The 21,578-nt window shown below is 67.8% G+C and carries 25 protein-coding genes; 9 read left to right on the top strand and 16 right to left on the bottom strand.

Annotated features, from left to right (window positions below):
* Positions 1-255: 255 nt before the first annotated feature.
* The 4 genes from EDF51_RS18965 (at position 256) to EDF51_RS18950 (ending at position 3,443) form a co-directional block, all read left to right on the top strand.
* On the top strand, positions 256-594 hold the full coding sequence (locus tag EDF51_RS18965) for a hypothetical protein (protein ID WP_131847292.1): 339 nt from the start codon (positions 256-258) through the stop codon (positions 592-594).
* Positions 595-786: 192 nt separating this feature from the next.
* On the top strand, positions 787-1,992 hold the full coding sequence (locus tag EDF51_RS18960; protein ID WP_166673599.1) for a sensor histidine kinase: 1,206 nt from the start codon (positions 787-789) through the stop codon (positions 1,990-1,992).
* Positions 1,980-2,642: a response regulator transcription factor gene (locus EDF51_RS18955; protein ID WP_131847288.1), complete on the top strand. Its 663-nt coding sequence runs from the start codon at positions 1,980-1,982 to the stop codon at positions 2,640-2,642. Before EDF51_RS18960 ends, EDF51_RS18955 begins: the two co-directional genes overlap by 13 nt.
* 42 nt (positions 2,643-2,684) lie before the next feature.
* Positions 2,685-3,443 carry a DUF4097 family beta strand repeat-containing protein gene (locus tag EDF51_RS18950; RefSeq protein WP_131847286.1) on the top strand — a complete coding sequence of 253 codons (759 nt, stop codon included), beginning with the start codon at positions 2,685-2,687 and terminating at the stop codon, positions 3,441-3,443.
* 636 nt (positions 3,444-4,079) lie between these two features.
* Here the strand turns inward: EDF51_RS18950 and EDF51_RS18940 are convergent.
* The 16 genes from EDF51_RS18940 to EDF51_RS18865 all read right to left on the bottom strand — a co-directional run bounded on the left by EDF51_RS18940 (position 4,080) and on the right by EDF51_RS18865 (position 17,461).
* Positions 4,080-4,580 (bottom strand): GNAT family N-acetyltransferase, encoded by a 501-nt coding sequence (locus EDF51_RS18940; protein ID WP_165901485.1) that lies wholly within the window; start codon positions 4,578-4,580, stop codon positions 4,080-4,082.
* Between the two features lie 274 nt (positions 4,581-4,854).
* Positions 4,855-5,286, bottom strand: coding sequence for a DUF4913 domain-containing protein (locus EDF51_RS18935; protein ID WP_131847280.1), 432 nt, complete (start codon positions 5,284-5,286; stop codon positions 4,855-4,857).
* On the bottom strand, positions 5,279-6,889 hold the full coding sequence (locus EDF51_RS18930; RefSeq protein WP_165901484.1) for a TraM recognition domain-containing protein: 1,611 nt from the start codon (positions 6,887-6,889) through the stop codon (positions 5,279-5,281). The genes EDF51_RS18935 and EDF51_RS18930 overlap by 8 nt, the downstream gene beginning before the upstream one ends.
* Before the next feature lie 103 nt (positions 6,890-6,992).
* Positions 6,993-7,496: a hypothetical protein gene (locus EDF51_RS18925; RefSeq protein ID WP_131847276.1), complete on the bottom strand. Its 504-nt coding sequence runs from the start codon at positions 7,494-7,496 to the stop codon at positions 6,993-6,995.
* 17 nt (positions 7,497-7,513) lie between these two features.
* Positions 7,514-7,735 carry a hypothetical protein gene (locus EDF51_RS18920; RefSeq protein WP_131847274.1) on the bottom strand — a complete coding sequence of 74 codons (222 nt, stop codon included), beginning with the start codon at positions 7,733-7,735 and terminating at the stop codon, positions 7,514-7,516.
* Positions 7,732-8,844 (bottom strand): hypothetical protein, encoded by a 1,113-nt coding sequence (locus EDF51_RS18915; protein ID WP_133938551.1) that lies wholly within the window; start codon positions 8,842-8,844, stop codon positions 7,732-7,734. Before EDF51_RS18915 ends, EDF51_RS18920 begins: the two co-directional genes overlap by 4 nt.
* Entirely contained in the window at positions 8,841-9,389 is a 549-nt protein-coding gene (locus EDF51_RS18910) for a hypothetical protein (protein ID WP_131847270.1), read from the bottom strand. Before EDF51_RS18910 ends, EDF51_RS18915 begins: the two co-directional genes overlap by 4 nt.
* Positions 9,386-10,966, bottom strand: coding sequence for a hypothetical protein (locus EDF51_RS18905; RefSeq protein ID WP_131847268.1), 1,581 nt, complete (start codon positions 10,964-10,966; stop codon positions 9,386-9,388). The genes EDF51_RS18910 and EDF51_RS18905 overlap by 4 nt, the downstream gene beginning before the upstream one ends.
* Entirely contained in the window at positions 10,963-11,244 is a 282-nt protein-coding gene (locus EDF51_RS18900; protein ID WP_131847266.1) for a hypothetical protein, read from the bottom strand. Before EDF51_RS18900 ends, EDF51_RS18905 begins: the two co-directional genes overlap by 4 nt.
* The gene (locus EDF51_RS18895; RefSeq protein ID WP_131847264.1) at positions 11,241-11,519 is read right to left on the bottom strand and encodes a hypothetical protein; all 279 of its coding nucleotides are present in this window, start codon (positions 11,517-11,519) and stop codon (positions 11,241-11,243) included. Before EDF51_RS18895 ends, EDF51_RS18900 begins: the two co-directional genes overlap by 4 nt.
* Positions 11,516-13,132, bottom strand: coding sequence for a hypothetical protein (locus EDF51_RS18890; protein ID WP_131847262.1), 1,617 nt, complete (start codon positions 13,130-13,132; stop codon positions 11,516-11,518). Before EDF51_RS18890 ends, EDF51_RS18895 begins: the two co-directional genes overlap by 4 nt.
* A complete protein-coding gene (locus tag EDF51_RS18885; protein WP_131847260.1) occupies positions 13,132-13,539 on the bottom strand; it encodes a hypothetical protein in 408 nt (135 codons plus the stop codon). Before EDF51_RS18885 ends, EDF51_RS18890 begins: the two co-directional genes overlap by 1 nt.
* Before the next feature lie 30 nt (positions 13,540-13,569).
* Entirely contained in the window at positions 13,570-14,994 is a 1,425-nt protein-coding gene (locus EDF51_RS18880; protein WP_131847258.1) for a hypothetical protein, read from the bottom strand.
* Positions 14,994-15,737 carry a hypothetical protein gene (locus EDF51_RS18875; protein WP_131847256.1) on the bottom strand — a complete coding sequence of 248 codons (744 nt, stop codon included), beginning with the start codon at positions 15,735-15,737 and terminating at the stop codon, positions 14,994-14,996. The genes EDF51_RS18880 and EDF51_RS18875 overlap by 1 nt, the downstream gene beginning before the upstream one ends.
* Positions 15,737-16,093: a hypothetical protein gene (locus tag EDF51_RS18870; RefSeq protein WP_131847254.1), complete on the bottom strand. Its 357-nt coding sequence runs from the start codon at positions 16,091-16,093 to the stop codon at positions 15,737-15,739. The genes EDF51_RS18875 and EDF51_RS18870 overlap by 1 nt, the downstream gene beginning before the upstream one ends.
* Positions 16,094-16,111: 18 nt before the next feature.
* The gene (locus tag EDF51_RS18865; protein WP_131847252.1) at positions 16,112-17,461 is read right to left on the bottom strand and encodes a hypothetical protein; all 1,350 of its coding nucleotides are present in this window, start codon (positions 17,459-17,461) and stop codon (positions 16,112-16,114) included.
* A gap of 285 nt (positions 17,462-17,746) precedes the next feature.
* On the opposite strand from EDF51_RS18865, the gene EDF51_RS18860 reads away from it, so the two are divergent.
* From EDF51_RS18860 to EDF51_RS18840, 5 genes are all read left to right on the top strand, one after another.
* The gene (locus tag EDF51_RS18860; RefSeq protein WP_131847250.1) at positions 17,747-18,412 is read left to right on the top strand and encodes a helix-turn-helix transcriptional regulator; all 666 of its coding nucleotides are present in this window, start codon (positions 17,747-17,749) and stop codon (positions 18,410-18,412) included.
* A gap of 6 nt (positions 18,413-18,418) precedes the next feature.
* Positions 18,419-18,916: a hypothetical protein gene (locus tag EDF51_RS18855; protein WP_131847248.1), complete on the top strand. Its 498-nt coding sequence runs from the start codon at positions 18,419-18,421 to the stop codon at positions 18,914-18,916.
* Complete coding sequence (locus EDF51_RS18850; protein ID WP_131847246.1) at positions 18,916-19,881, top strand: hypothetical protein; 966 nt, start codon at positions 18,916-18,918, stop codon at positions 19,879-19,881. Before EDF51_RS18855 ends, EDF51_RS18850 begins: the two co-directional genes overlap by 1 nt.
* The gene (locus EDF51_RS18845) at positions 19,878-21,002 is read left to right on the top strand and encodes an alpha/beta fold hydrolase (RefSeq protein WP_131847244.1); all 1,125 of its coding nucleotides are present in this window, start codon (positions 19,878-19,880) and stop codon (positions 21,000-21,002) included. Before EDF51_RS18850 ends, EDF51_RS18845 begins: the two co-directional genes overlap by 4 nt.
* A 153-nt stretch (positions 21,003-21,155) precedes the next feature.
* Positions 21,156-21,392, top strand: a complete 237-nt coding sequence (locus EDF51_RS18840) for a hypothetical protein (protein WP_131847242.1) — start codon at positions 21,156-21,158, stop codon at positions 21,390-21,392.
* Positions 21,393-21,578 lie beyond the last annotated feature (186 nt).

Raw genomic sequence — 21,578 nt, 5'->3', positions numbered from 1 at the left:
GTGTTGTGGTCTGTCCTGGTGGGTGTGGGTCGGCACGTGCTGAGCTGGTGGCGCAGAGCCTTTCCGAGAACCCCTGAGCATGTCCACTCGGATCTGCGGGCGTTCGAGCAGCGCCTCACGGCGTATCGGGCCGCAAGCGACTCCGCGCGAGCTGAAGCCCGCGCGGTCCTCCGAAACAGAGCGGTCGCGGCTGGGAGCGCCCTTCCCGGCACAGTCCTCGGCGCGGGGCTCACCGCGATCGTTGCTCTCACCGGCTTGATCGGCACCTACACGATCTTCCTCATGCAGTCCGGCGTCTCCGCCGCGCGTGACGCGCAGGTCCGATCCGACGCTCTCAACGACGTAGGCAAACTTGATGACGCCAAGACAACCCTCAGCGCAGCGCTCACCGGCATGGACAGCCTGCTGCACAGCGGCGGCGAACTCCTCATCACCATCGGTGCGATCGTCCTCGGTGCGATTTTCCTTGCCTGGGTGATCGCCCGCGATCGAGCCGCGCTCCATGCCATCGCGAGCGCTTGGCTCGAGGCGTATCTCGAAGTGGAAAACCCTGCACCGGCTCCCCTGCAGCGTTCGCGCTGGCTACGCCGATAATCGCCGTTATGTCAGATATGTATGTGGACAGCGCCTGGGTCTCTCCTACGTTGCCCCAGGGCTGGTACCAGCCGTAGCCGGATATCGATGCTCCCGGGTCAGGACTTCGCGCATCGGATGGTGGGAAACCGCCACCAGGTCATGCGGCCACCACCGTCGAGGGTTGCTCGAAGTCGCCCCTACTGTGAAGGCGTGCAGAAAGTGATCGCCCTCTGGAAGTCCGCGGTGGACCTCCTCTTCGACGCGTTGCTCGGGCTGATCTGGGTCGCCCTGTTGGTGACACTGTTCGTCACCGCTGTCGGGACGATCCCGGCAGGCGGGGTCGGTGTGCTCCTGCTGGTAATCGCCAGTGCGGTCGCGCGCGGTGCCGCGCAGTCGGAGCGGCTCCGCGCCGTCGCGCTCCTCGATCTGGCGATCACCCCGCCCACCCGGAAGACCACCCGGGTCACCGGTCTGCGCCGACCGTTCGCGCAGGCGTTCGTTGACATGGCGGATCCAGTGACGTGGCGGGCGCTGACCCATCACCTCGTGTCCGCGGTCCTCGGGTGCGGCTTCCTCGGCATCCTGGCCGCAGTGCCGTTCTTCGTAGCTATCGTTCGCACCGCGAACCTGCCGGGCTTGCCAAGCGGCACCGCAACCTGGGTGGTCGCCGGTGTCGTGGTTCTCGCCCTGGCGCCGCTGTACGTGTTAGGCGCTGGCATGCTCGACCGGTTACTCACCGTCGCGCTCCTCGGCGCGAGCCGAACCGTGGCACTGCAGGAACGGATCGATACCCTCGCTTCCGCTCGACAGGGCGCCGTCGATGCCGCCTCGACCGAACGGCAGCGGATAGAGCGCGATCTGCACGACGGTGTGCAGCCCCGACTTGTCGCGCTGGCGATGACGCTCGGTATGGCTCGGTCACGTTTCGACAGCGACCCCGCGGCCACGCGGGAGCTCCTCGACCAGGCGCACCGCGATGCGAAGGAATCAATCACGGAGCTGCGGCAGCTCGCACGGGGCATTCATCCTGCGATCCTCACTGACCGGGGGCTTGATGCTGCCCTCTCGGCGGTGGCGGCACGAAACGTCATCCCTACCACCGTCGACGTCGCGCTCATCGGCCGGCCACGGCCCGAGATTGAGGCGGTGCTGTACTTCGCGGTAGCCGAGGCGCTCACGAACGTGGCCAAGCACTCCGGTGCGTCGCAGTGCACGGTGACCGTCGCTCAGGTGCGAGACGGCGTCCGGACCGTGGTGTGGGACGACGGACACGGCGGCGCCGGCTCCGAGGGCCACCCTGGTGGCGGGCTGAGCGGCATGCGCGACCGCGTCCGCGCCGCTGGCGGCACCCTGTCCACCGACAGCCCCGTCGGTGGGCCAACCCTCGTGACCGTGGAGGTCCCGTGCGCATTGTGATCGCCGAGGACGCTGTCCTCCTCCGTGCAGGCCTTGTCAGACTCCTCACCGATGCCGGACACGAGGTCGCCGCCGCAATTGACACGGCACCCGCGCTGCTCGACGCCGTCAACGTCACCTCCCCGGACCTTGCGATCGTCGACGTCCGAATGCCTCCCACCTTCACCGACGAGGGGGTGCGCGCGGCGGTCCTCATCCGCGCGCAGCACCCGGGCGTCGCCGTCCTCGTGCTTTCGCAGTACGTCGAGGAGCGCTACGCGGCGGACCTCATCACGAGCAACACCGCGGGACTCGGCTACCTACTCAAGGACCGTGTCGTCGAGGTCGACGAGTTCCTCGGCCACGTCGCAAGAGTCGGCGCCGGCGGAACCGTGTTCGACCCTGAAGTCATCGCACAGATCCTCGCCAGGTCGCGCCGTTCAGACGGCATGGAGACCCTATCTCCGCGGGAACTGCAGGTCTTGCAGCTCATGGCCGAGGGCCGCTCAAACAGCGCTGTCGGCAACGAGCTGCACATCGCCGAGAGCTCGGTCGAGAAGCACGTTTCCGCCGTATTCACCAAGCTCGGCGTCCCCACCGAGGGATCCAGCAATCGGCGTGTCCTTGCAGTGCTCCGCTACCTCTCCGAAGCCACCGGCGCCGGCCGCTGACCTCCACACACATCCGCCTTCACCCCACAGATCGAGGACCCCATGACCACCTCCTCCGCGCCCTCCCCGGCCCCGCGACGCCCGCGCACCCTTCGCATATTCCTGCTCATAGTGGGATCGGTACTCATCGCGTCGCTGCTGGCGCTCATCGCCGTACAGCTACTCGCGTCGTCCGACCAGCAGGGCCAATCCCAGACCAGCTCGATCAAGGGCGACTTTGACCGGGTGACACTGCAGACGGCAGCGACAGACGTTGTCGTGGAGCACGCCGATATCGACCAACCGCAGCTAGTGTTCGTGCCTGGAGACACCAAGCTGCGCGAAACACACGAAGTCACGGATGGTGAGCTGACCGTTGCTATCGACGGACCCGCATGGAGCTTCTCCGAGCTATCCGTCGTCCGACAAGGAGCCCACCTCACTCTGCGCCTCCCGACCGCCGACGCGAAGCCGTCGGTGACGGTTACCGCGACCGCGGCCGACGTTAATCTTCGCGGCAGCTACGCAGACGTGACGGTGACGAGCGCGGAGGGTGATGTCACCATCGTCGGAACCGTCAACACAGTGAAGATGCAGAGCACGCAAGGAGACGCCGCCCTGAATCTGTCTCGCGCACCGTCAGCGATATCGCTCGAAAGCACATCGGGAGATCAGGACGTGCGTCTGCCCACCGGCCGATACGCGATCACGACCGAAACGACCGCCGGCGATGTCACCAGCGACCTCGACAGCTACCCGGACGCAGCAAACCGGTATCGCTTCACCACAACCGTCGGCGACATCGAACTCCGCACCCGCTGACACACCGGTGTAGCACGCTCGGTGTGGGCGCATTTGAACCGGCCCGAGAATGCTGCCCGTGAAGGTTGTCAGATGACGGTGGCCTAACCCGCACGGCGGATCCACTGCTGCTCTTCGAGCCCAGTCCCTGGGTCGATTTGGCGGTGGCCGCTCTGCAAGAAACCGTGCCGGGCGTAGAACCGCTGCGCCCGCTGATTGAACGAGAACACGAGCAGGTGAGCGTCTTCCGCTCCGACTGCGGCATACAAGAGGTCGTCCGCGATGCCGGTCCCGTGCGAGCCCTGATCGACGTATATCGTGCACAACTCCAGCGCGGGAAGAGCGCTGCTCGCTGATAGCGCTCGAGCGGTACTCGCCACCCCAAGCAGTTTCCCACTCCCCGAGCGAGCCATGAACACATTCCGGGACGAGGATCTGATCCGATTCGCCCAACGCCGGATACGCGCTGCAACGGTCGTTGCGTCGAGCGACTCATTTGAGATCACACCTCGGTACGTCTGCTCCCAGCACGTTGTCTGGAACTGGCCAATCGCCTCCGCATCTCCGGAGGTTGCACGAACGATGTGCGTCATCGGCTCGCCCGATCGATGTGATTACGGCGTTCAGCAGGAACACAACCGCTTCCCTGGCCGGTTTTCACCGAACGACCGTGCCGGTCGTCTGTTGCGTCGCCGGACGGTGCATCGCGTATGGGTAGCCGCTTGCGAGGAGCCCCATACTTGCTTGATCGGTGAACCCGAAGCGCTTGTAGAGACGACGGCTTCCCGGCGTTGTCGCTTCCAGATAGGCAGCTGCGTGCTCTTCATCAATTGATCCGAGCCGGTGCTGAAGAAGGTTGGAACCGATCCCCTGTCCGGCGGAGCGTGGATCCACCGCGATGTCCGCCAGGTACCAGTGCGGCGTCTGAGGGCGGTTCTCGCTGTAGACACGGGAAGCGCGCGTCGTCGCTGGCAAGTTCCGCAAACCGATCGCGCGAACGTACGTCGGCAAGTAACGAAGCCGCCTAAACAGCGACGTCGTCGCCCCAGGCGCCTCCCACACTGCTACCCCGATGACGTGCCCGGCGGCGTCCTCAACGACATCGACGAGACCGTTCCTGAAGGCACCCGCGAGAAGGCTGGCCGTGTAGGACAACACCAGACGCTCCTCGCGCCGGCTCCGGCCCGGAATCAGCACACGCACAACTTCGTCAGACTGCAGCGCCCGTGCCAGCAGCCGAGCACACGTCGTCACCTCAGAGCTAACAGCTGTCCGAATCAACACCCGACGATTCTGTCAGCCGGCCAGACACCACACGGAGCGAAGATCACCCGTGACCGTCGAAACGCCTCTGACCAAGCCCGACTGTCGCCACCGTCGTCGACTAGGTGATCAGCATGAGGCAACGCCCGTCGTCGTCAGAGATGCGTGGCTACTGTTCTGGCGGTCTCGCGGGTGTGATCGCGTTGATCTGGCCGCGGTCCTCGTCGTAGAGGTGTCCGCGTTGCATGCTGCAGTCCCGGAAGGGCCCGGTGGCCGCGTCGAATAGCACGGCACGGTGCGGGTCCCAGTGCCGGATCCACCAGTCCGAGAGCGCGGCCATGTTCCCGTTCTCGTCCTCCTGCTCCGCCTCCGCGGCGATGTGTGCGGTCCACAGCGCCTGCAGCCGGTCGACGACCTCGGGATGTTTCCACCACTCCGGGCACCAGGTCGCCCGCTGCGCTGACCCGGTGACTTCCACCCGGGCGAATCGTTCCTGCACCCAGTCGTAGAACATCGACTGGAACGGGTTCCCGCCCTCCGCCGCCGATCCGGTGTCGACGTCGTCCGCCCCGTCCACGTCGACTGCCTCGATCTCAGACATTCAGGGCCTTCTTCCCGCCGTTGATGCGGCGGCGGAGCCGGAGGTTCCGAAACCACGGCTTCGTTCGAATCAGGATCGGGTCGACGCCGCTGGCGAAGACGACGGCCCGCCACTTCCGCAGCGATCCCAGCGCCCCGGCGGTGAGGATCGGACGCAACCGGGTGGCGCCGGTTGCGCTGTCGATGACCTCTTCGTACTCACCGATCAGCGCGGAGAGCTCCTGCAGCCGCGGCTGGTCGACCACGCCCCCGCCGAACACCCGCATTGGGGCGGCGGACCAGATCGCTTCCCACCCTTCCTTCCCGTACGCGGTGATCGCCTGTGCAGGGGACTGGAAGTACGCGTTCAGCACGATCCCGAGGGAGCCGTAGTACGAGTACACCTCCGGCAGTTCCGGCCACTTCACGACGTTCGCGCACTCGTCGAGCTCGACCACAAGGGGCACCCGCAGCCGCCCACCGTTGGCGTGGGCCTGCTCCTCGGCGGCCTTGCACACCGCCCGGACAAGCGCGGTCACGAACGCCGCCGCGGACCCGCCCTTCTTCGACAGCAGCACCAGCGTGTCCTTGCTCTGAGCGAGCGTGGCCGGGTCGAACTGCCGGATTCCCGTCGTGGGCACCGTCCACGCCATCATCGCTTCATTCGACAGGGCGCCGGCCATGCGCTGCGCGGTGGCGTACATGCCGGAACGGGTCTTCTCCGTCCACTCGGCGAACCCGTCGAGGGTCGCGGCAAGCCCGACAACGTCGTGCCTCCGGAGGATGTCGGCGACGGTGGTCACCTTCTCCCGGGTCAACCACCCGTACACGTCTCGCAGTTGCCGCTTCTCGAGCGCGGCGGCGAGGAAGCAGCCGGCGAGCATCTTCCGTCCTGACTCGTCGAACTGCGCGTCCCCGCCGCGGTCTGACGCCTTCCGTGTGGACGCCTCGAAGATCTCCGCGAGCTCGTATGCGTCGTCGTCGGTGCGGATGTCGGTGAGGAGGTTGAACGTGAAGTCGGGCGTCGACGAGCGGCGCACCACCTGGTTCGGGTCGAGGACGTAGGTCTCGCCGGCGCCGTGGCGGGCGGCGAGGATCTCGCGGATCCCGTCCGGCTTGTTCGAGGTCACCATGACCCCGCCGGGCGCGACCGCGCAGTGCGGGACGACCTCGGACGTGGTCTTGCCGCGCCGGGTGCCGTGCAGGTGCACGCCGGCGTCCTCCCACGACTGGAACACCTTGTGGCGGCCGCGGGTCGCAACCGCGCCGATCGGCAGACCCGGGCCGATGTCCGGTTCATCCTCGTGCAGGTCCTCCCGGGCCTGCTCAAGGCGCGTCTTCTCCAGCAGCGCCTTGTACTCGTACGGTGGTGCCATCCGGCGGACGGTCTGCCGCTCCTCGCGGCGGATCCGGCCGAGCCGTCCGACGGCGATCGCGGCCGCCACGACAGCGGCGGCGACGACGGCCAGGATCGGGATGGCCGCACCGGGCACGCGCGCGCCGTCGATGAACTGCCCGATCAGCTCCACGACGTTCCAGGAGTATTCCGTTCCCGTCGGGGTGAACACGGCGCCGATGTGGATGCTGAGGTACGCAGCGGCCACGACGACCGCGAACAGCGCCACCGTTTCCAGCGTTGACCGCACCTCGGTCATCGCTTCAGGCCCCGCTCCCCCAGCGTCGGGCTCATCGCTGCTGTTGCTGGGGTTGTGTCATGCGTGTGGTGGCTCATGCGACGTTCTCCGTCGATGCGCCGGCGTCCATCGTGCCGGGATCCGCGAGCAGCTCGGGAAGGTCCGCGGCGTCGGCGTCCTTGTTGTCGATCCACCACCGGGCCCGGTCCAGCGGCCGCGCCGTCACGAGGACTTGCTCCTCGAAGTCGGCGTCGGTGAGCTCCCCGCCCTCGACGAGCGCCTCGTACGCGCCGCGGATCAGCTCCGCGCGGATCCGCAGTGCCCACGGCACCTGCTTCTCTGTGCCGACGAGATCCAGCGGCAGGCCGTCGCGGTTGGCGTCCTCACGGATCTGCTTCGCTTCCTCCTTGTGGCGGGCGTTGCGGTCGGCGTCGGATTCGCCGGAGCCGTTCTGTTGCTTGAAGCAGCGGCCGCACACCAGGTGCTCACCGAACCACTTCGCGGACGCTGCCCGCTTCCCGGCAGGCTTGTCGGACAGGTCACGGTTCTCGATGTGCCCGCACGTGTATTCCACGGGCCAGATCGTCTTGACAGCCATGATGCGTTCTCCTTCGGTCAGCGGGCCCGCGTCGACGTCGACGCGCCCTGGTTGCGGTTGGTGACGAGCTGCTGGATGCGGGACATCGACAGTCCCGACGCCTCGGCGACGGCTTCGCGGCCGACAGCGATCGCGGCGGCCGCGATCGCGTCATCCCGTGCTTGCCGGGACGCCTGGTACGCGGCGACGGCGCGGCGCACCTGGTCGATCGGGTCCGTGTGCGGCTGGGTGGTCGTCATGAGCGGGACTTCCCCTTCGCAGCGGACAGGGTGAGCTGCTCCGTGGTGCTGCCGAGGTCGACGTGCTGGTGCGAGCACGGGTCGGAGAATTGCCGGAAGTTCGACAGCGGCGTGTTTGGCCGGCACTGCACCTGCCCGACTTGAGAGCCCTTCGGCATGATCGTGTTGAGCCAGGTGAGGAACTCGATGTCCTGCGGGCCCGAGCCGAGGAGCGGCTTCCCGCCGACGGCATTGAAGTCCACGGCCACGGCCGGGTTCTTGCAGTGCAACGACCCGGACGTGCAGTGCGTGCCGATCCCGACGCAGGGCCGGTTCATGTCGGAGATCTGTACGGACCCGTACCGGTTGAGGGCGGCGACGAGGATCTGCAGGATGCGAGTGTCGACCTGGCAGCCGGGCTTGGTGGTGCCGTCGACGATCGGGAGGATCTCCTGCTCCACCATCTGCGGGTGGTACGTGTCGGTGAAGGTGCCCTTCTTCCACGCCGCCGCCAGCACCGACGCGAGCTCCTTCTGATCCCCGGAGACGTCGCAGCCCGACGTCGTGGCCGTCCCGGTGAGCGCCCTCACGACGTCTTGGGCTTGGGAGAAGAACTCGGCGTAGTGGTACGGGTCGGCGTTGCCCTGCACGGCATGCGCGGCGAGAGTCGGCTCCATCGACTCCCACCCGTCGACCTGCAGCAGCTTCGTCAGGAACGCCTTCGCCGCGGTGGGGATGTCGAGGCGCTGGTCGCGGGTGCCGTAGGCGGCGTTCTGCTGCAACACCCCGATCGTGGTGTTGTCGACCGCGTCACCGTGATTCGGGTTCGACAGCGACGACTCCCCCATCGCGGTCATCACCACGATCGTGGTGGCCTGCTGGTTGACCTGCATCTGTTCCGCTGCGGCGATGAGCTGCGCGGCCACCGTCAGCTGGTCATGGCCCCACTGCCCGACCTTGTCCGGCACCTTCTTGGTCACCGTCCCGGTCGTCCCGGACGCGGTGCCGCATGCGGCTGCGGCCGCGGCGGGCGGGTTCGATGACGCGGCGACTGCGAAGTAGATCCCCCCGACGATCAGCAGGATCGGGGCGAGGATCAGCGCGATCGCCGCGAGGATCCCGCCCTTCACTGCCCACTCCTGGGCAGTTGCGCGGAGACCACCAGCCACCGGCCGTCCTGCTGCTGCAGGTTGACCGTGTACCGACCGGCGTCGGTCGGGACGGTGACGATCGCGGGCACCGGGTCGGACTCGCCGTCATCGTCCGCACTACCCGGCACGGGAGCGGCGGACACACCAGCAGTGACGACCGCCTTTCCTGTCACCCGGATTCCGGGCACCTGGGTCCGGTCGGTGCCGGCGTAGGCGGTCTTCGCCTGCTCGGTGAGGTAGCCGCTGAACGTCTTCTCCCACGCATCCGCCGGCGCCTGGTGATCCGTGAACGCGGTCACGAAGCCGGCGGCCGCCGACTCCGGCGTGTCCGACGGCGCCGACGGTGGTACGGGTGCCGTCGACGCTGTCGTGGTCGGTGTCACGGCGGCGCGTTCCGGTGCGGGCACCGACGTCTGCCGGGCGATGCCGAGAGCAAGCCCGGCGCCGAGGATGATCACGACGGCGCCGAACACGACGGTGAAGACCACCCATGCGGGAACGTCTCGGTCCTGCCGGGCGCTCATGCCGCCACCAGGCTCGGCAGCTGCGCGTTCTCGTCCTCGAGCATCCCCATCGCGTAGTTCGTCTCGGTGATCTTCTTCTCCAGGCTCGAGCGGATGTGCGCGACGCGGGTTTCGGCGTCGATGCCGACCTTCTTGAAGTGGTGTCCCTGCGGCAGCGTCATCAGGTAGTCCGACGCCCCCGTGCGCAGGCCCGCGATCGCGGCCGCCTGCTGCGCGTCGTCCTGCCGTGCCTGCCGGAACAGGTGCAGGGTGCCGGCTTCCTTGATGAACGAGATCGCCGGGTCATCGGTGGGGATGTCGGCGACGTGGTGAATGTTCACCACGTTCGACAGCCCCAGCGCGCGGGACAGCTTGGAGTTCGACCGGATCACGGCGCCCATGGGACCGCCGACAAGGAACCAGCCTTCGTCGACGCAGAAGTTCGTCTGCTGCTGCTCCGTGGAGGTGCGGATCGCGCCGATGGTCCACGCGTTGGCGAGCATCATCCCGATCGACCGGGCGGGCCCGTCCTCGGGCAGCTGGCTGAAATCGAAGAACGTCGCCTTGTCATCCAGCGCCACCGACGAGGACGTGTCCCCGTCGAACAGGCCGGGCATCTCTTCCGGGATCCGCTCGAGCAGGATCCGGGCGCCGTAGCCGGCGAGCTCCTGGTGATCTTTCACGAACGAACTGAGGCCGGCGTACTCGGGGACGTCCATGTTCCCGAGGTGCTCGAGCACGTCGAGGATGTTCGCCGACCGCCGCTTCTGCTCCGCCGAGCGGAGCGCGTGCAGGACCGCGACGCGGACGGCCTTCTTCTCGAACCGGTTCAGCTCGATGTTGTCGTTCAAGACCGCGGCGGCCTGCTGCACCATCTGCACCATGCCGGTCGGGCCGGGCACGAGCTGCGTCTGCAGCAGCCGCTTGTCGAGCAGGTTCAACGTCACACCCTCACGGGCGGCGGACGTGGACGTGTCAGCGATGATGAACCGGATCGGATCGACCCCGATCGCGGCAGCGACGGGGGTGTACTCGCCGAACCCGGAGTCACCAGTAAACGGCTTGATGTCGATGACCACCACCCGGCGGCCCTTCAACACCAACGGGCGGAGCACGTAGTCGCACTTCATCAGCGTCGACTTCCCCACCCCGACATCGCCGATCGTGCACACGTTCGCACTGGTGACCTTCCCGGCGCGGAACGCCGCGAACTGATCGTTCGTCGCCGGCGTCGACGACAGCGTCTCGATGCCCGACAGCAGCCCCTGGAACTCCATCGGCGACGCGATCGGTGCGGGGTTGAGGATCTCCACCTGCCGCGTCGTCGACGGCGCACCCTTCACCAGCGGGCCGTAGTAGCCGATCCGGGTCAGCAGCTTCCGCCGCTTCGGCTGATATCCGCCGTCCGCGGCCACGGGGAACCCGTGCGCGTCCTTCCCGGGGGCGAGTTCGTCGGTGACGTCGTCGACGACGACCGGCGCGGACCGGATGCTCCGCTTGACCCGCTGCTTCGCGGACAGCAGCCCTGCGCGCCGAGCACGACGAGTCGGCTCGTACGGCTCGTCCGTCTCGTTCGGGCTGTTCGTCGTCGCGCTCATCGAGTTGGTCCTGTCTGTTCGAGGGTGGTGGTGTTGAGCTGCCGGATGCGGCGCCGGAGCAGCCACGCAGCGAGGGCTGTCACGGCAATCAGCAGCACGCCGGCGACCGGACCGAGGGCGTTGCTGATAGCCAGCGCGGCGATGGCGACGACCGCGAGGCCGAACCCTTGGAGCACGCGGACCTGGTTGCCGGTGAAGAACCCAACTGCGAAGAGGGCCGTGCCGGTGAAGATCAGGACGACGGTCCCGGCGAGGAGGATCCAGCCAATGACAATCACAGCGACTCCGCCGCTTCCTGATCATCGGTGTGGCGCTGCAGCCGTCGCGTCGCCCGACGGGACCACCCGTACAGCACCGCCAACGGGAGCAGCACCAACACGCAGATCCCCGCCACCGGCCCCACCAGGGTCGCAGCCGGCATGCTGAGTGCGATTGCGGTGAGGAACGTGATCGCAGCGCCCATGGTCGGTCGCACCGCCGACAGCAGCGCTGTTCCCAACGCGAGGAAGAACACCGCGCCGAACACGGTGAAGAAGATCTGATCGAGGGTCACAGCGATTCCTTCGCTTCCTTGCCGGCGGCGAGCTTCTCCACGCGCGTCCCGATCGACGCGTTCGACGACGCGATGCCACGGCCGACGGGCCACGTGTACGCGGCGACGGTCTGCTGGTGCGGGTCGAGCCAGGTCAGCTTGCTGATCCCGGCGTTCGATGCTGCGGCGGTGATCTCCTCGACAGCGTCGGAGAGCTCCTGACGACTCCCCGCGGTGACGGTGATGTAGCCGACCCAGTTCGCGCCGGCGTACCCGGTGCCCGGGGTGAGGTCGGCGATGCGCCGTTTCGCGGCTTCCTGCTCGACAGTAAGGGTGGTGTCTTCGATGCCGCCGCCGCGGGCCCGCCGGTTCGCGTCCGCCATATCGGACACACGGTCCTTCTCTGCGAGGAACAGGGCGTGATCCTGCGGGGTCAGCTCGAGGTGGAAGCTGATCGTGCGGACGACCTGGTGTTCCATCTCGCCGAGCAGCGGCGCCATCCACAGCGACGTGCGGTGCGAGATCTTCACATCCTTCGCCGTCACCCGGCACGTCCGCGACAGCGACTGCGACAGCCGCCCCTCGGGGGCGCCGACGTAGGTCATGTAGGACCAGTCCTCTTGCGAGGGCAGCCACGCCCGGTCCGGGGTGATGTCTCCGGCCTGGTCCATCGGGAACCCGGGGTGCTGCAGGTGCCGCAGCACCGCGGCGGTCTGCCGCGCTGTCATGGCGTGCACGTTCCGGAACCGGGCCGCCGTGAACGCCGCCGTCACGGACCGGATTTCCCGGTCCATGACCGCCAGCCAGCCGTCGATGCCGTCGCCGGCGCGTTCGGCGCGGGCGACGAACCGGTCCGTGACGGGCCAGCAGACGACGAACATGGGCCGGTTCACCAGTTGCGCGGCGGAGATGTCGTCGACGACTTCCCGGTAGGACTCGTGGATCTCATCCGGGACCCTGTCGTCGCCGTGCTCGGCGAGCCACGCCTCGTGCGGGGCGGGGTCGGAGGGCAGGATCCGGGAGATCGTCTGCACCCGGTTCGGCAGCGTCAGTGCCGCACCGAACTGGGCGAGGACCTGCTCGTAGCCGGCGGCGGAGGCGTCGAAGACGGCGTCGGATTCGATGCCCTCGACCTGCCCGGTGGTGCTGAACACCACGGCGAGGTACTCCTGCCCGAACGACGGACGGTGCCACTGAATGCCGGGCATTCGGTTCCGCTCCCGCAGCCACAGCATCCCCTCGACCCCGTCAGGTGTGAGCCGCATCGCGTGCATCTGCCGCTCCGCCGCACGGCGGGCCCTCCGACCGCGTGCGGACGCCCACGCGTCGGTGAGTGCGTCCCACCCGTCCGTGTCGTATGGGACGAACGTCGTCAGACCACGCTGCACACGGTCGCGGTAGGAGCGTTTGTCGATGTTCCGCTGCAGGACGGTGTTGTTCTCGGTGTCGATCGTGACGAACCACGCCACCAACGGCAGCACCGCCAACGCGATCAGCCCCCACAGCTGCCAGAACGCGGCCGCGGCGAACCCGGCAACCAGTGCGACGGTCAGGGTCCAGAGCCGGGTCTTGGAGATCCGTCCGCCGAAGAGGCCACGGTGGGTGACGTCGCCGCCGATCAGTGAGGTCCGCATCAGCGCACCGCCCCTGCCTGCGGCACCCCACGGGGGTCGTCGACGCTGAACCGCCCCCACCCGACAACGAGCAGCGACACGAACACGGCCATGACGGAACCGGCGATCAGCTGAATGTCGAGGGTGGTCATCTGCTGCCCGGCTCGAGCAGCGGTCCACCCGAACACACCGGCGATGTACCCGACCGACAGCAGGAGCACCAGGTCGGTCACCTTCCGCCGCACTGCACGGAGCGCCGGTGTTTCGAGGAACACGGCAGTCCAGGTGGGGCCGGTGAACCGGCCGGTGCGCTGCCGCCACCCCTGCCCTTCACCCCACAGACCCCAGCCCTCGGACGCGACGACGGTGCCGGCGGTGACGGTGGATGGGTCCGGCAGGTTCGCCGGGTAACGCTTCGCGGTACGCATCAGGAGCACTCCTTCGATGGTCAGAGCGGGTTAGTCGTGGGAGCCGGCGTCGCCGGCCTGCTCAGCGGCCTGGTGGCCGGCACGCACCGCGGATGCGGCAGCTTTGAGGGCAGCGTTGGCGAGGACCGCGCCGACGGCGACGGGCGCCCCGACACCGGTTGCTGCGGTGCCGGCGGTCGCGGCCTTGCCCGCTGCGGTGGTGGCGCCCTTCTGCGCGGCCGCCTGCGCGGTCTTCCGTCCCCCGGACTGCGCTGCCTGATTCGCCGCACCACCAGCCCCAGCGCCGCTACCGCCGATGGCGTTGATCGTCGTAGAACCACCGCCCCCGCTGGCCTGTGCGGGCTGGGTGGACGGTGTCCACCCGCTGCCGCTGCCGCTGCCGTTCTGCGCAGCGTCGTTGGGGCTCTGCGGCCCCGCACCGCCACCGCCACCGCCACGACCCCCACCGTTGGTGGGGATCTGCGGGACGGAGTTCCCGTTCGGGCTGTTCAGCCCGCCGTCGCGGGACTGCCCGCCGCCGCCGACTGCGGCGGTTGCTGGGGAGGCGATCTTCATCAGCGCCATCGGGGCGAAGACCATCATGCAGATCAGTACCGCGGGCAGGGCGAGGTTGACGAACACGGCGAAGTCGCCGGCGTCACCGTTCACTGCCTTCATCTGCAGGCCGCCGACGGCGCGGAACACGATGCCGACGAGGAGGATCAGCAGGGCGTGGGCGAAGTTCAACGCGATCCACACCGTCGGGCCGATCTTTCCCAGGTGCCGGGTGCGGGCGTTGATCAGCCACACCAGGAACAGCGACATCAGCGCGCCGGTGAGGTACATCGTGGCGAGCTGGATCAGCAGCACGAACACCACCACGATCATCCCGAGCAGCAACCCGATGAGGGTGATCTGCGAGATCAGCGCGGTCCCCCACAACGCTTGCGCGTTGTCGGACGCGGCGGCGTCGCCGAGGCCGGTGAAGTAGTCCTTCGTCGACGACGACACCGACCACAACGCGATCGAGTCCTCGAGCTGGACGAACACCTTCCCGACCAGCTGGCCAACCAGCGGCCCGAACGCTGCGGAGATGACGAACCCGGGCAGCGCCACGAACAGGGTCTCGGCGAGCTCCTTGCCGGAGTTCTTGCCCTTCTGGGTCTGCACGAACGAGATCACCAGCAGCACCGCGGCGACGAGGAACGCCATCCCGAACGACACCCGGTACGACGAGATCCACCACTTCGCCGTGTAGTCCGGGTGGAGCGCGTCGATCATCGGCGGGACCAGCTTCGTGGCGACCACGTACACGCCCTGCTGCAGCAGCGACGTGATGTATCCGGCGGGGTCCTTGGTGAACTCGACCGCTTTCACCACGTCGGATGCTGCTTTCGCACCGTGGCCGACGATCCCGGCGACGATGCCCGTCAACCCGCCCGCGAGGTTCGCGCCGGCGTCCTGCCACCAGGCCATCAGCAGCCTCCAGTGAACGTGGTGCCGGTCTGGGTGGCGTTCTGCCGCCAGTCGCCATCACCGGACGCCCCCGACACGACCCAGCCGCCGTCCGTGGCGGTGAGGGTGAACTGCCCGCCCGTGTAGTTGGTCTGCCCGTTCCGCACGTCGGCCTTGCCGTCCGTGGTCGTCGCGGCGGCGATGTCGATCGTCACCGTGTGGGTGGTGAGGTCGACGACCTTGAACGCGCCCTTGGACAGGTCGGCGGTGTGCTGCTGCGCGTCCGCGTACGGGGTGCCCTCGGAGACTTGGTTCTGCAGCAGGTCGTGCGCTGCGCCGGTGGTGGCGATGTTCACGACCTGTTCGATCCCGGACCGCCACTCCGGGTCGGCCGCGGATGTGACCTGTAGGAACCCGCCGAGGAACTCCGCGGCGCCCTCGACGGTGAAGTCCTTCGTCCGTCGCAGCTGCAGCAGGTCCTTCCCGGTGATCTCGACCCCGGCGACGCAGCCCGACACAGTGCGCCGTTCTGAGGTGCCGAGGCTGTCCACCGTCGGCGCCGAACCCGGCGTCGCCGACGACGTCGTCGCCGGCGCAGAGGCGGACGCGGCGGGAGCGCTCGTCGGTCGGGGCAGCAATGCCACGACGATCAGCACCACCAGGGCGGCCGCAACAACTGCGGCGGCGAAGATCAGCGCAGCCTTTCGGACGCTGACCCGCTTCGGATGTCCGGTGTTCGTCTCGTGCTGGTCGGGGGTGCTCATCAGGCGCCTCGCTGCGCGGCGGTCGTGATCGCGACGAACAGGGTCGGGGCGAGGATCACGCCCGCGATCGCCAGCCCGGTTCCGAACGCGACGTTCCGGGCGTGCTCGGCCTCGTTCGGCTTCTTCGCATCGAGCGCTTTCCGCAGACCGAGCAGGGCCTTGATGAAGAAGAACGCCAGGATGATCAGCGCGATCCCGAGCGCACCGCCAAGGGCCGGCACCCAGACAGCGTTGAAGCCGTCACCGAGCCAGTCGAAGTTCGGCGTGACACCGCAGAAAGGGTTCGTGTTGTTCCCCGAGCACGCTGCGACGACGCGCGTCGGCACCGGGGCGGTGGGGATGGGCAGAACAGACATGGATGGTCCTTTCGTGGGTTACGCCGACACCCGGCCGGAGCCGGAATCGGAGTCGTCGTCGGAGTCGTCATCGGTGGGGACGGGCGGGAGTGCGCGCAGCTGCTCGGGGAGGTCTTCCGCGGGCTCGGCGTACCCGGAGGCGCGTCGGCCGCGGTTGTAGAAGCGCTGCAGGTTGACGTTGTCGGTCAACTGGTGCTTGCAGAACGAGCAGTACGTGTAGGGCGGGGTCTGCTTGCCGCACTCCGAGCACGTCACCCAGTCCTCACGCGGATCCGACGCCACTGCCGGCACCACCGACGCCCGCGGTGCGGCCGCTGCCGACACCGGCGCCGGCGTAGGCGCCTCGTCAGCGTTCGGCGCGGACTCTGCCCCGTCGGGGTCCTCGTCATCCTGCGGCGACGTTGCCGCAGTGGGTGCTGCTTCGCTCGGCCGTGCAACGGCCGTGCTGGGGGCCTCGCCTCGCACGACGCGGACGATCTCCGCGGCCGCGAACGTGAACGCATCCTGCGTCTGCTGGGACACCTTCGCCCAGGTGATGTCCCGCCGCTCTGCGATGTGCGCATCGAACGGGATGTCGAACTGCCGTGCACCGCCGCGCTCCTCGAGGTAGCGAACGACGTCGTCCCGGTCGACGCTGTTCTCCGGCCGCCCATCCGTCATGCGGAGGATCACGGCGTTCCGAGCGAGCTCGGCAGCGTGCCCGCCAGTCGCGATCAGCCCGTCGAGCATCTCGATCGCTTTCAGGCCGGAGTCGCGGGCCATCATCACCGGCACGACCAGTACGTCCGCGACGTCGATCGCGCCGAGGAACGGCCCCGTCGTGACGACGTTGCCGGAGTCCATGAACCGGAACCGGTAGTACTCGTCAATCACCCGGGACACGTTCACGACGTCGTCCGCGGTCAACGCGGGACGGGACTCCCCCGGCCGGGAGCCGAACACGTCGACGAACGAGGACTGCTGCACGGCGTAGCCGGCGAGCTGCCCGGAGGATCGGATCGACGTGATGTCGCGCACCAGGTCGCCGAGGTCGAGCTGCGGAACACCCTCCGCACGCAGTGCAAGCGTGCCGGAGTCATCCGCGACCTCGAGCGCGCAGATCCCGTTGCCCTTCACCGCCGCGAATGCCGACGCCAGCCCCAGGGTCGCGGGCGTCTTCCCGGACGTGCCCTTCGGGTTCGCGATCAGCACCCCCACCGGGCGGGTAAACGCACTATGCAGGATCACCGCCCGCGCGCTCTCGAGCGCCGCGCGGCGCTCGCGTGCCTGCTGCTCCGCCGCACCTGGCGGCAGCTTGAAGCCGATCCGGTTCAGCCCGCCTCTCAACCCGGTCTTTGCGAGCCCGGCGGCGTCCCCTTCCACCTCCACGGAGCGGAACAGCGTGTGTGCCGGATCGGGGGCGTGATGCACGCTGGTCTGGTGCTGAGTCTCCAAGAGAGCCCTCCAACTTAATAAGTTGTGTCCCCCACCCCTGCGGAGGTCGCGAACTGCGGGGGCAGTGGACCCCCATTTAGGGGCAGAATGTGCCGCTAACAGTAAACTACTGTGCCGGCGGCGGCGCAAGCCGTTCGAGGCTTTCTCTGTGCCGCTAGCGGTACGTGCCGCTAGCGGCACACTACATACTTCCCTGGTGGGAGTCCCTATCCTGGGTGGATGCCGGATGTACCCCAAGGCGCCGCGGACGAGTTCTCGCAGGCGATTGCGCGAGCGATCGAGGACGCCAAAGCTGCCGCGGGACTGACCACCCGAGACCTCATCAAGCGCTCTGGTCTGTCGGCGAACTACTACTACCGCCGGGCCCGCGGTGAGCTGCCGTTCACGACGAACGACATGTCAGCCCTGGCAACCGCGTGCGGTGTGACCGTCGGCGACCTGTGGTCTCGCGCGCAGGACTCCCTCACGCCCAAGGTGAAGAGCCCGGAAGAGGTCGTGTCGGAGCGCGTGCACAAGCTGCTCGCAGTGGCGCAGGCTCAGTTCCCGAAGCTGGACGTCCAGGGCGCCCTGCTCGCTAGCGACGTCGCGCAGGAGTCCCACCTGACCCTCCAGCGTTGGCAGGCCGTGCTTGCCGGCGAACACTCGGATATCACCGCTGAACAGCTCGTCGCGATCGCAACGTTCTTCGGCGTTGATGAGTCCTACCTGACGCAGCTCGAGCTCTCCGGCACCATCGACGACATCGACGCGCGCCTAGACGTGCAGCAGGCGTTCGCGCAGACTGAAGCGAGGGGCGCGTCGTCACGTGGGGTCGCCGGCGCCAGCCCCGCATCCCTCCGCGCACTCGCGCGCGCGATCCGGGAGAGCAAGCGGGCAGAGGAGTAGATGTACGTGAGTCAGAGCGACCAGGTCGAAGTCGCCGTCGACGAGCAGCTGCAGGGGATCTTGGATCGCCTCGCACTCCCGGACGATGACCGCAGCTTTGACCGTTTGTTCGGCATCGTCGAGTCCCTGTACGGCAAGCGCCTCAACATCAGTTCGATCAGCAGCCCGGATCAGCACCACACCGGCTACTGGATTGACCATGACGACTACGGCGTGATCATGTACCGCAAGGCCGATACGGCCACGGTGCGGCTCCACACGCTCCTGCACGAGTTCATCCACGTCGTGGGACGCCACAGCGGCTGTTCCGCACGCCCGGAGGCGGCAGACGCGATCCGGAACGCCGGCGGCGGCAGCATCATCTCGATCCGAGGCCGGTCGGTCACCGACGGGCATCTCAGCGACGAGCTGCAACTTGAAGAGGCCGTCGCAGAGCAGGGCGCCTTCGCGCTCGCGAGGTGGCTCCGTGGCGCTGGTAGCGAGGCGGCGGCGGACATCTTCTGATGCCCGTCGTGCTCTCCGCGACCGCACTCGCGCTCGCGCTCGCGGTCTTCATCGGCCGCACTCCACGAGCACTCCGCCGGCGATTCTCCACTGGTGAGCAGCAACCGCTCCCGCCGGCGTGGGTGGCGTCCGGCTATGCGATTCTTGGCCTCCTAACCCTTGGTCTCCTCTGGCCAGCAACCACCCTGGACCAGGCGCTCCCCTTGGTCGGTGGGCAGAACTTCCTGAACCTCATCGAAGCGCTGACCGCGACCGCCGGCTTCTGGTACCTCCGCGACGCGATCCGTCTCTACAGCGGAGATCGAGAACCAGGGCAAATCCGCTACCTCGTTCTCATCGCCGCGGTCCTCACCGGCTTCTTCATGGCCATCCCGAATCGGGAAGGGCCAACAGAGACGTTCATCGACGAACACCTCGCGTCCCTCGCCTGCTGGGTCTACATCAGCCTGTACATGATCGGGTTGCTGTGGATCTCGCTCAGCTCGCTCTTCTCCGCACTGCCACGTAGGAACGCCGTCGCGGGACGCCTGTTCATCGCCGGGTTCTCTCTCGTCATCGCCGCGGCGATCGCCGACCTGGTGTACACGGCCATCGGGCACTTCGCCGGCGAGCTCACGCCGCTCGGGAGCGCGTTCTTCCTCGCCTTCCAGCTGCTGTTCTACCCCGGAATGATCACGATCATCGTGGGCTACGTGCTCGCCGGCGTCAGCCGCACCCTGTGGCGATACAGCGCCTGGCAGCTCGAACGGATGCTCGGCACACCGAGCTCGCTCAGCCTCATCAAGCGGATGGTTCAGGCCCCCGACCCGCTCGACCATGCCTACGGCCTCACCATCGAGATCCAGAACCGACTCATGAACGAGACCCTGCAGCTCACCGGCGCCGAAAGCCGGCGGTTCCGCAGGACCGAGCGTTGGATCGCCCGCACCACCCTGAACCCCTCCGGAAGGACCTGGAACGAATGACCGGATCAGCAGCACTCACCACGGGTATCGCGATCGGCGCCGGCCTCGTCCTGGGCGCCGCAGCGCTGGGCGTCGTCGGCGGCCGACGGGCCATTCACCCTCGGCCGAAACGACGCCCCGTCGTCCGATCCGTCGACGTGCAGCAGATCCGACTCGAGCGCACCCCCGCCACGAGTGCACCAGGTCAGTACCGCATCCGCTTCGGGGCGCAGGACGCCCTCAGCGCCCTCGTCGGCGACATCGAGGGCCAGGACGAGACAACGGTCACGCGCGCGCTCGTAGACGCCAGTCAGGGCCTCCCGGCCGTTGACGACGCTGTTCTGTGGACCGGGTACGTCTACCCGGATCCTGCTTCGGTGGACGCGCCGTACGAGGAAGTGCAGATCCACGCCCCCAGCGGCCCGCGGAAGGCGTACCTGTTCCAGAGCGGCACGCCGACCACTCGTTGGGCTATCCACGTCCACGGCATCCACTCGTCCCGCACCTCCGCGCTCAGGAGCGTGCCCGGCGCACTGTCGGCCGGGCTCACCTCCTTGGTCGTCTCCTACCGCGGCGACGTCGAGGACGCCGCCGCACCTCCCGCGACGCTCGGCCAGGAGGAGGCGCACGACGTCGAAGCTGCGATCCAGTACGCCGTCGACCACGGCGCGAAGGACGTCGTCCTCGTCGGCTGGTCGATGGGCGCCACCATTAACCTGATCCTCGCCGCCACCTCGAAGCAGCGGTCGCGCATCGCCGGCCTGATCTTCGTCGGACCCGCCCTCGACTGGCGGTCCATCATCGGCGCCGCCGCTCGGCGCTCCGGGATCCCCGGATTCCTCGCACCGCTGTTCACCACCGCGCTGACAGTGCCCGGTCTCGCACAGGCTGCCGGCCTGCGCCGGCCGCTCCGCGCCGCCCACCTTCGCCCGTCCCTTGACGGCACAACCGCGCCAGTGCTGATCCTGCACTCCGAGGGCGACACGGACGCCCCGATCGGGGCATCCGAGGACCTGATGCGGACTTACCCGGCCCAGGTCACCCTCGAGCGGTTCGAGCCCGTCCCGCACGGCATGGAGTGGAACAGCGACCCGGAACGATTCACGACGCGCGTCCGCCAGTTCGTCGAGTCTCTGCCGTAAACGGCACTACGGTGTGCCCGCTGCGGTAACCTATCGAACATGCCAACCGCTCTGTCTACCGCGAGCCCAGCCAGGACTCTTCTGACGAGCGGTATCCGACACACCGTCCCGGCCTCCCCGCATAAGCCACCCGTTAACACCACACTCGTGCGTATGACCGGATCCAACGCAGGTGTGAAGCGCAATCGTCTTCCCCGCGGTGTGAACGCCGCGCGCCCGGATATCGCCCTGCACCCGGACACGGGGCAGGACTACCTCGATGCCGCTCGCGCATCCGGGAATCTGAGCGTCTCGCTCTACCTCGAGCGGCTTCGTGCCCAGCTCGTGGCGGAGTACGGCGCCCTGCCGATCCTTGACGACTCGCTGGAGGTCGCCCACACAGCCGCTTAAACGACAAAACCCCCGCCGAAGCGGGGGTCCGGGGCTAGGCCCCAAGTCATGTGTCTCACTGCCTGTACAGGACGCCAATCAGGTCAGGTTGTGAGGTTCCGAGAGAAGAAGCCCGGTTGGAGCCGGGAGCCTTCGTCGTACCGCCACCCCGAGAGGAGGAGGTGTCGCCATCGTAACGCACGTTGC

This window comes from Curtobacterium sp. PhB25, assembly GCF_004365375.1.
In the GTDB taxonomy this organism is placed as follows: domain Bacteria; phylum Actinomycetota; class Actinomycetes; order Actinomycetales; family Microbacteriaceae; genus Curtobacterium.
The sequence above is the reverse complement of the archived record's forward strand: the minus strand, read 5'-3'. Positions and strand labels throughout refer to the sequence as shown.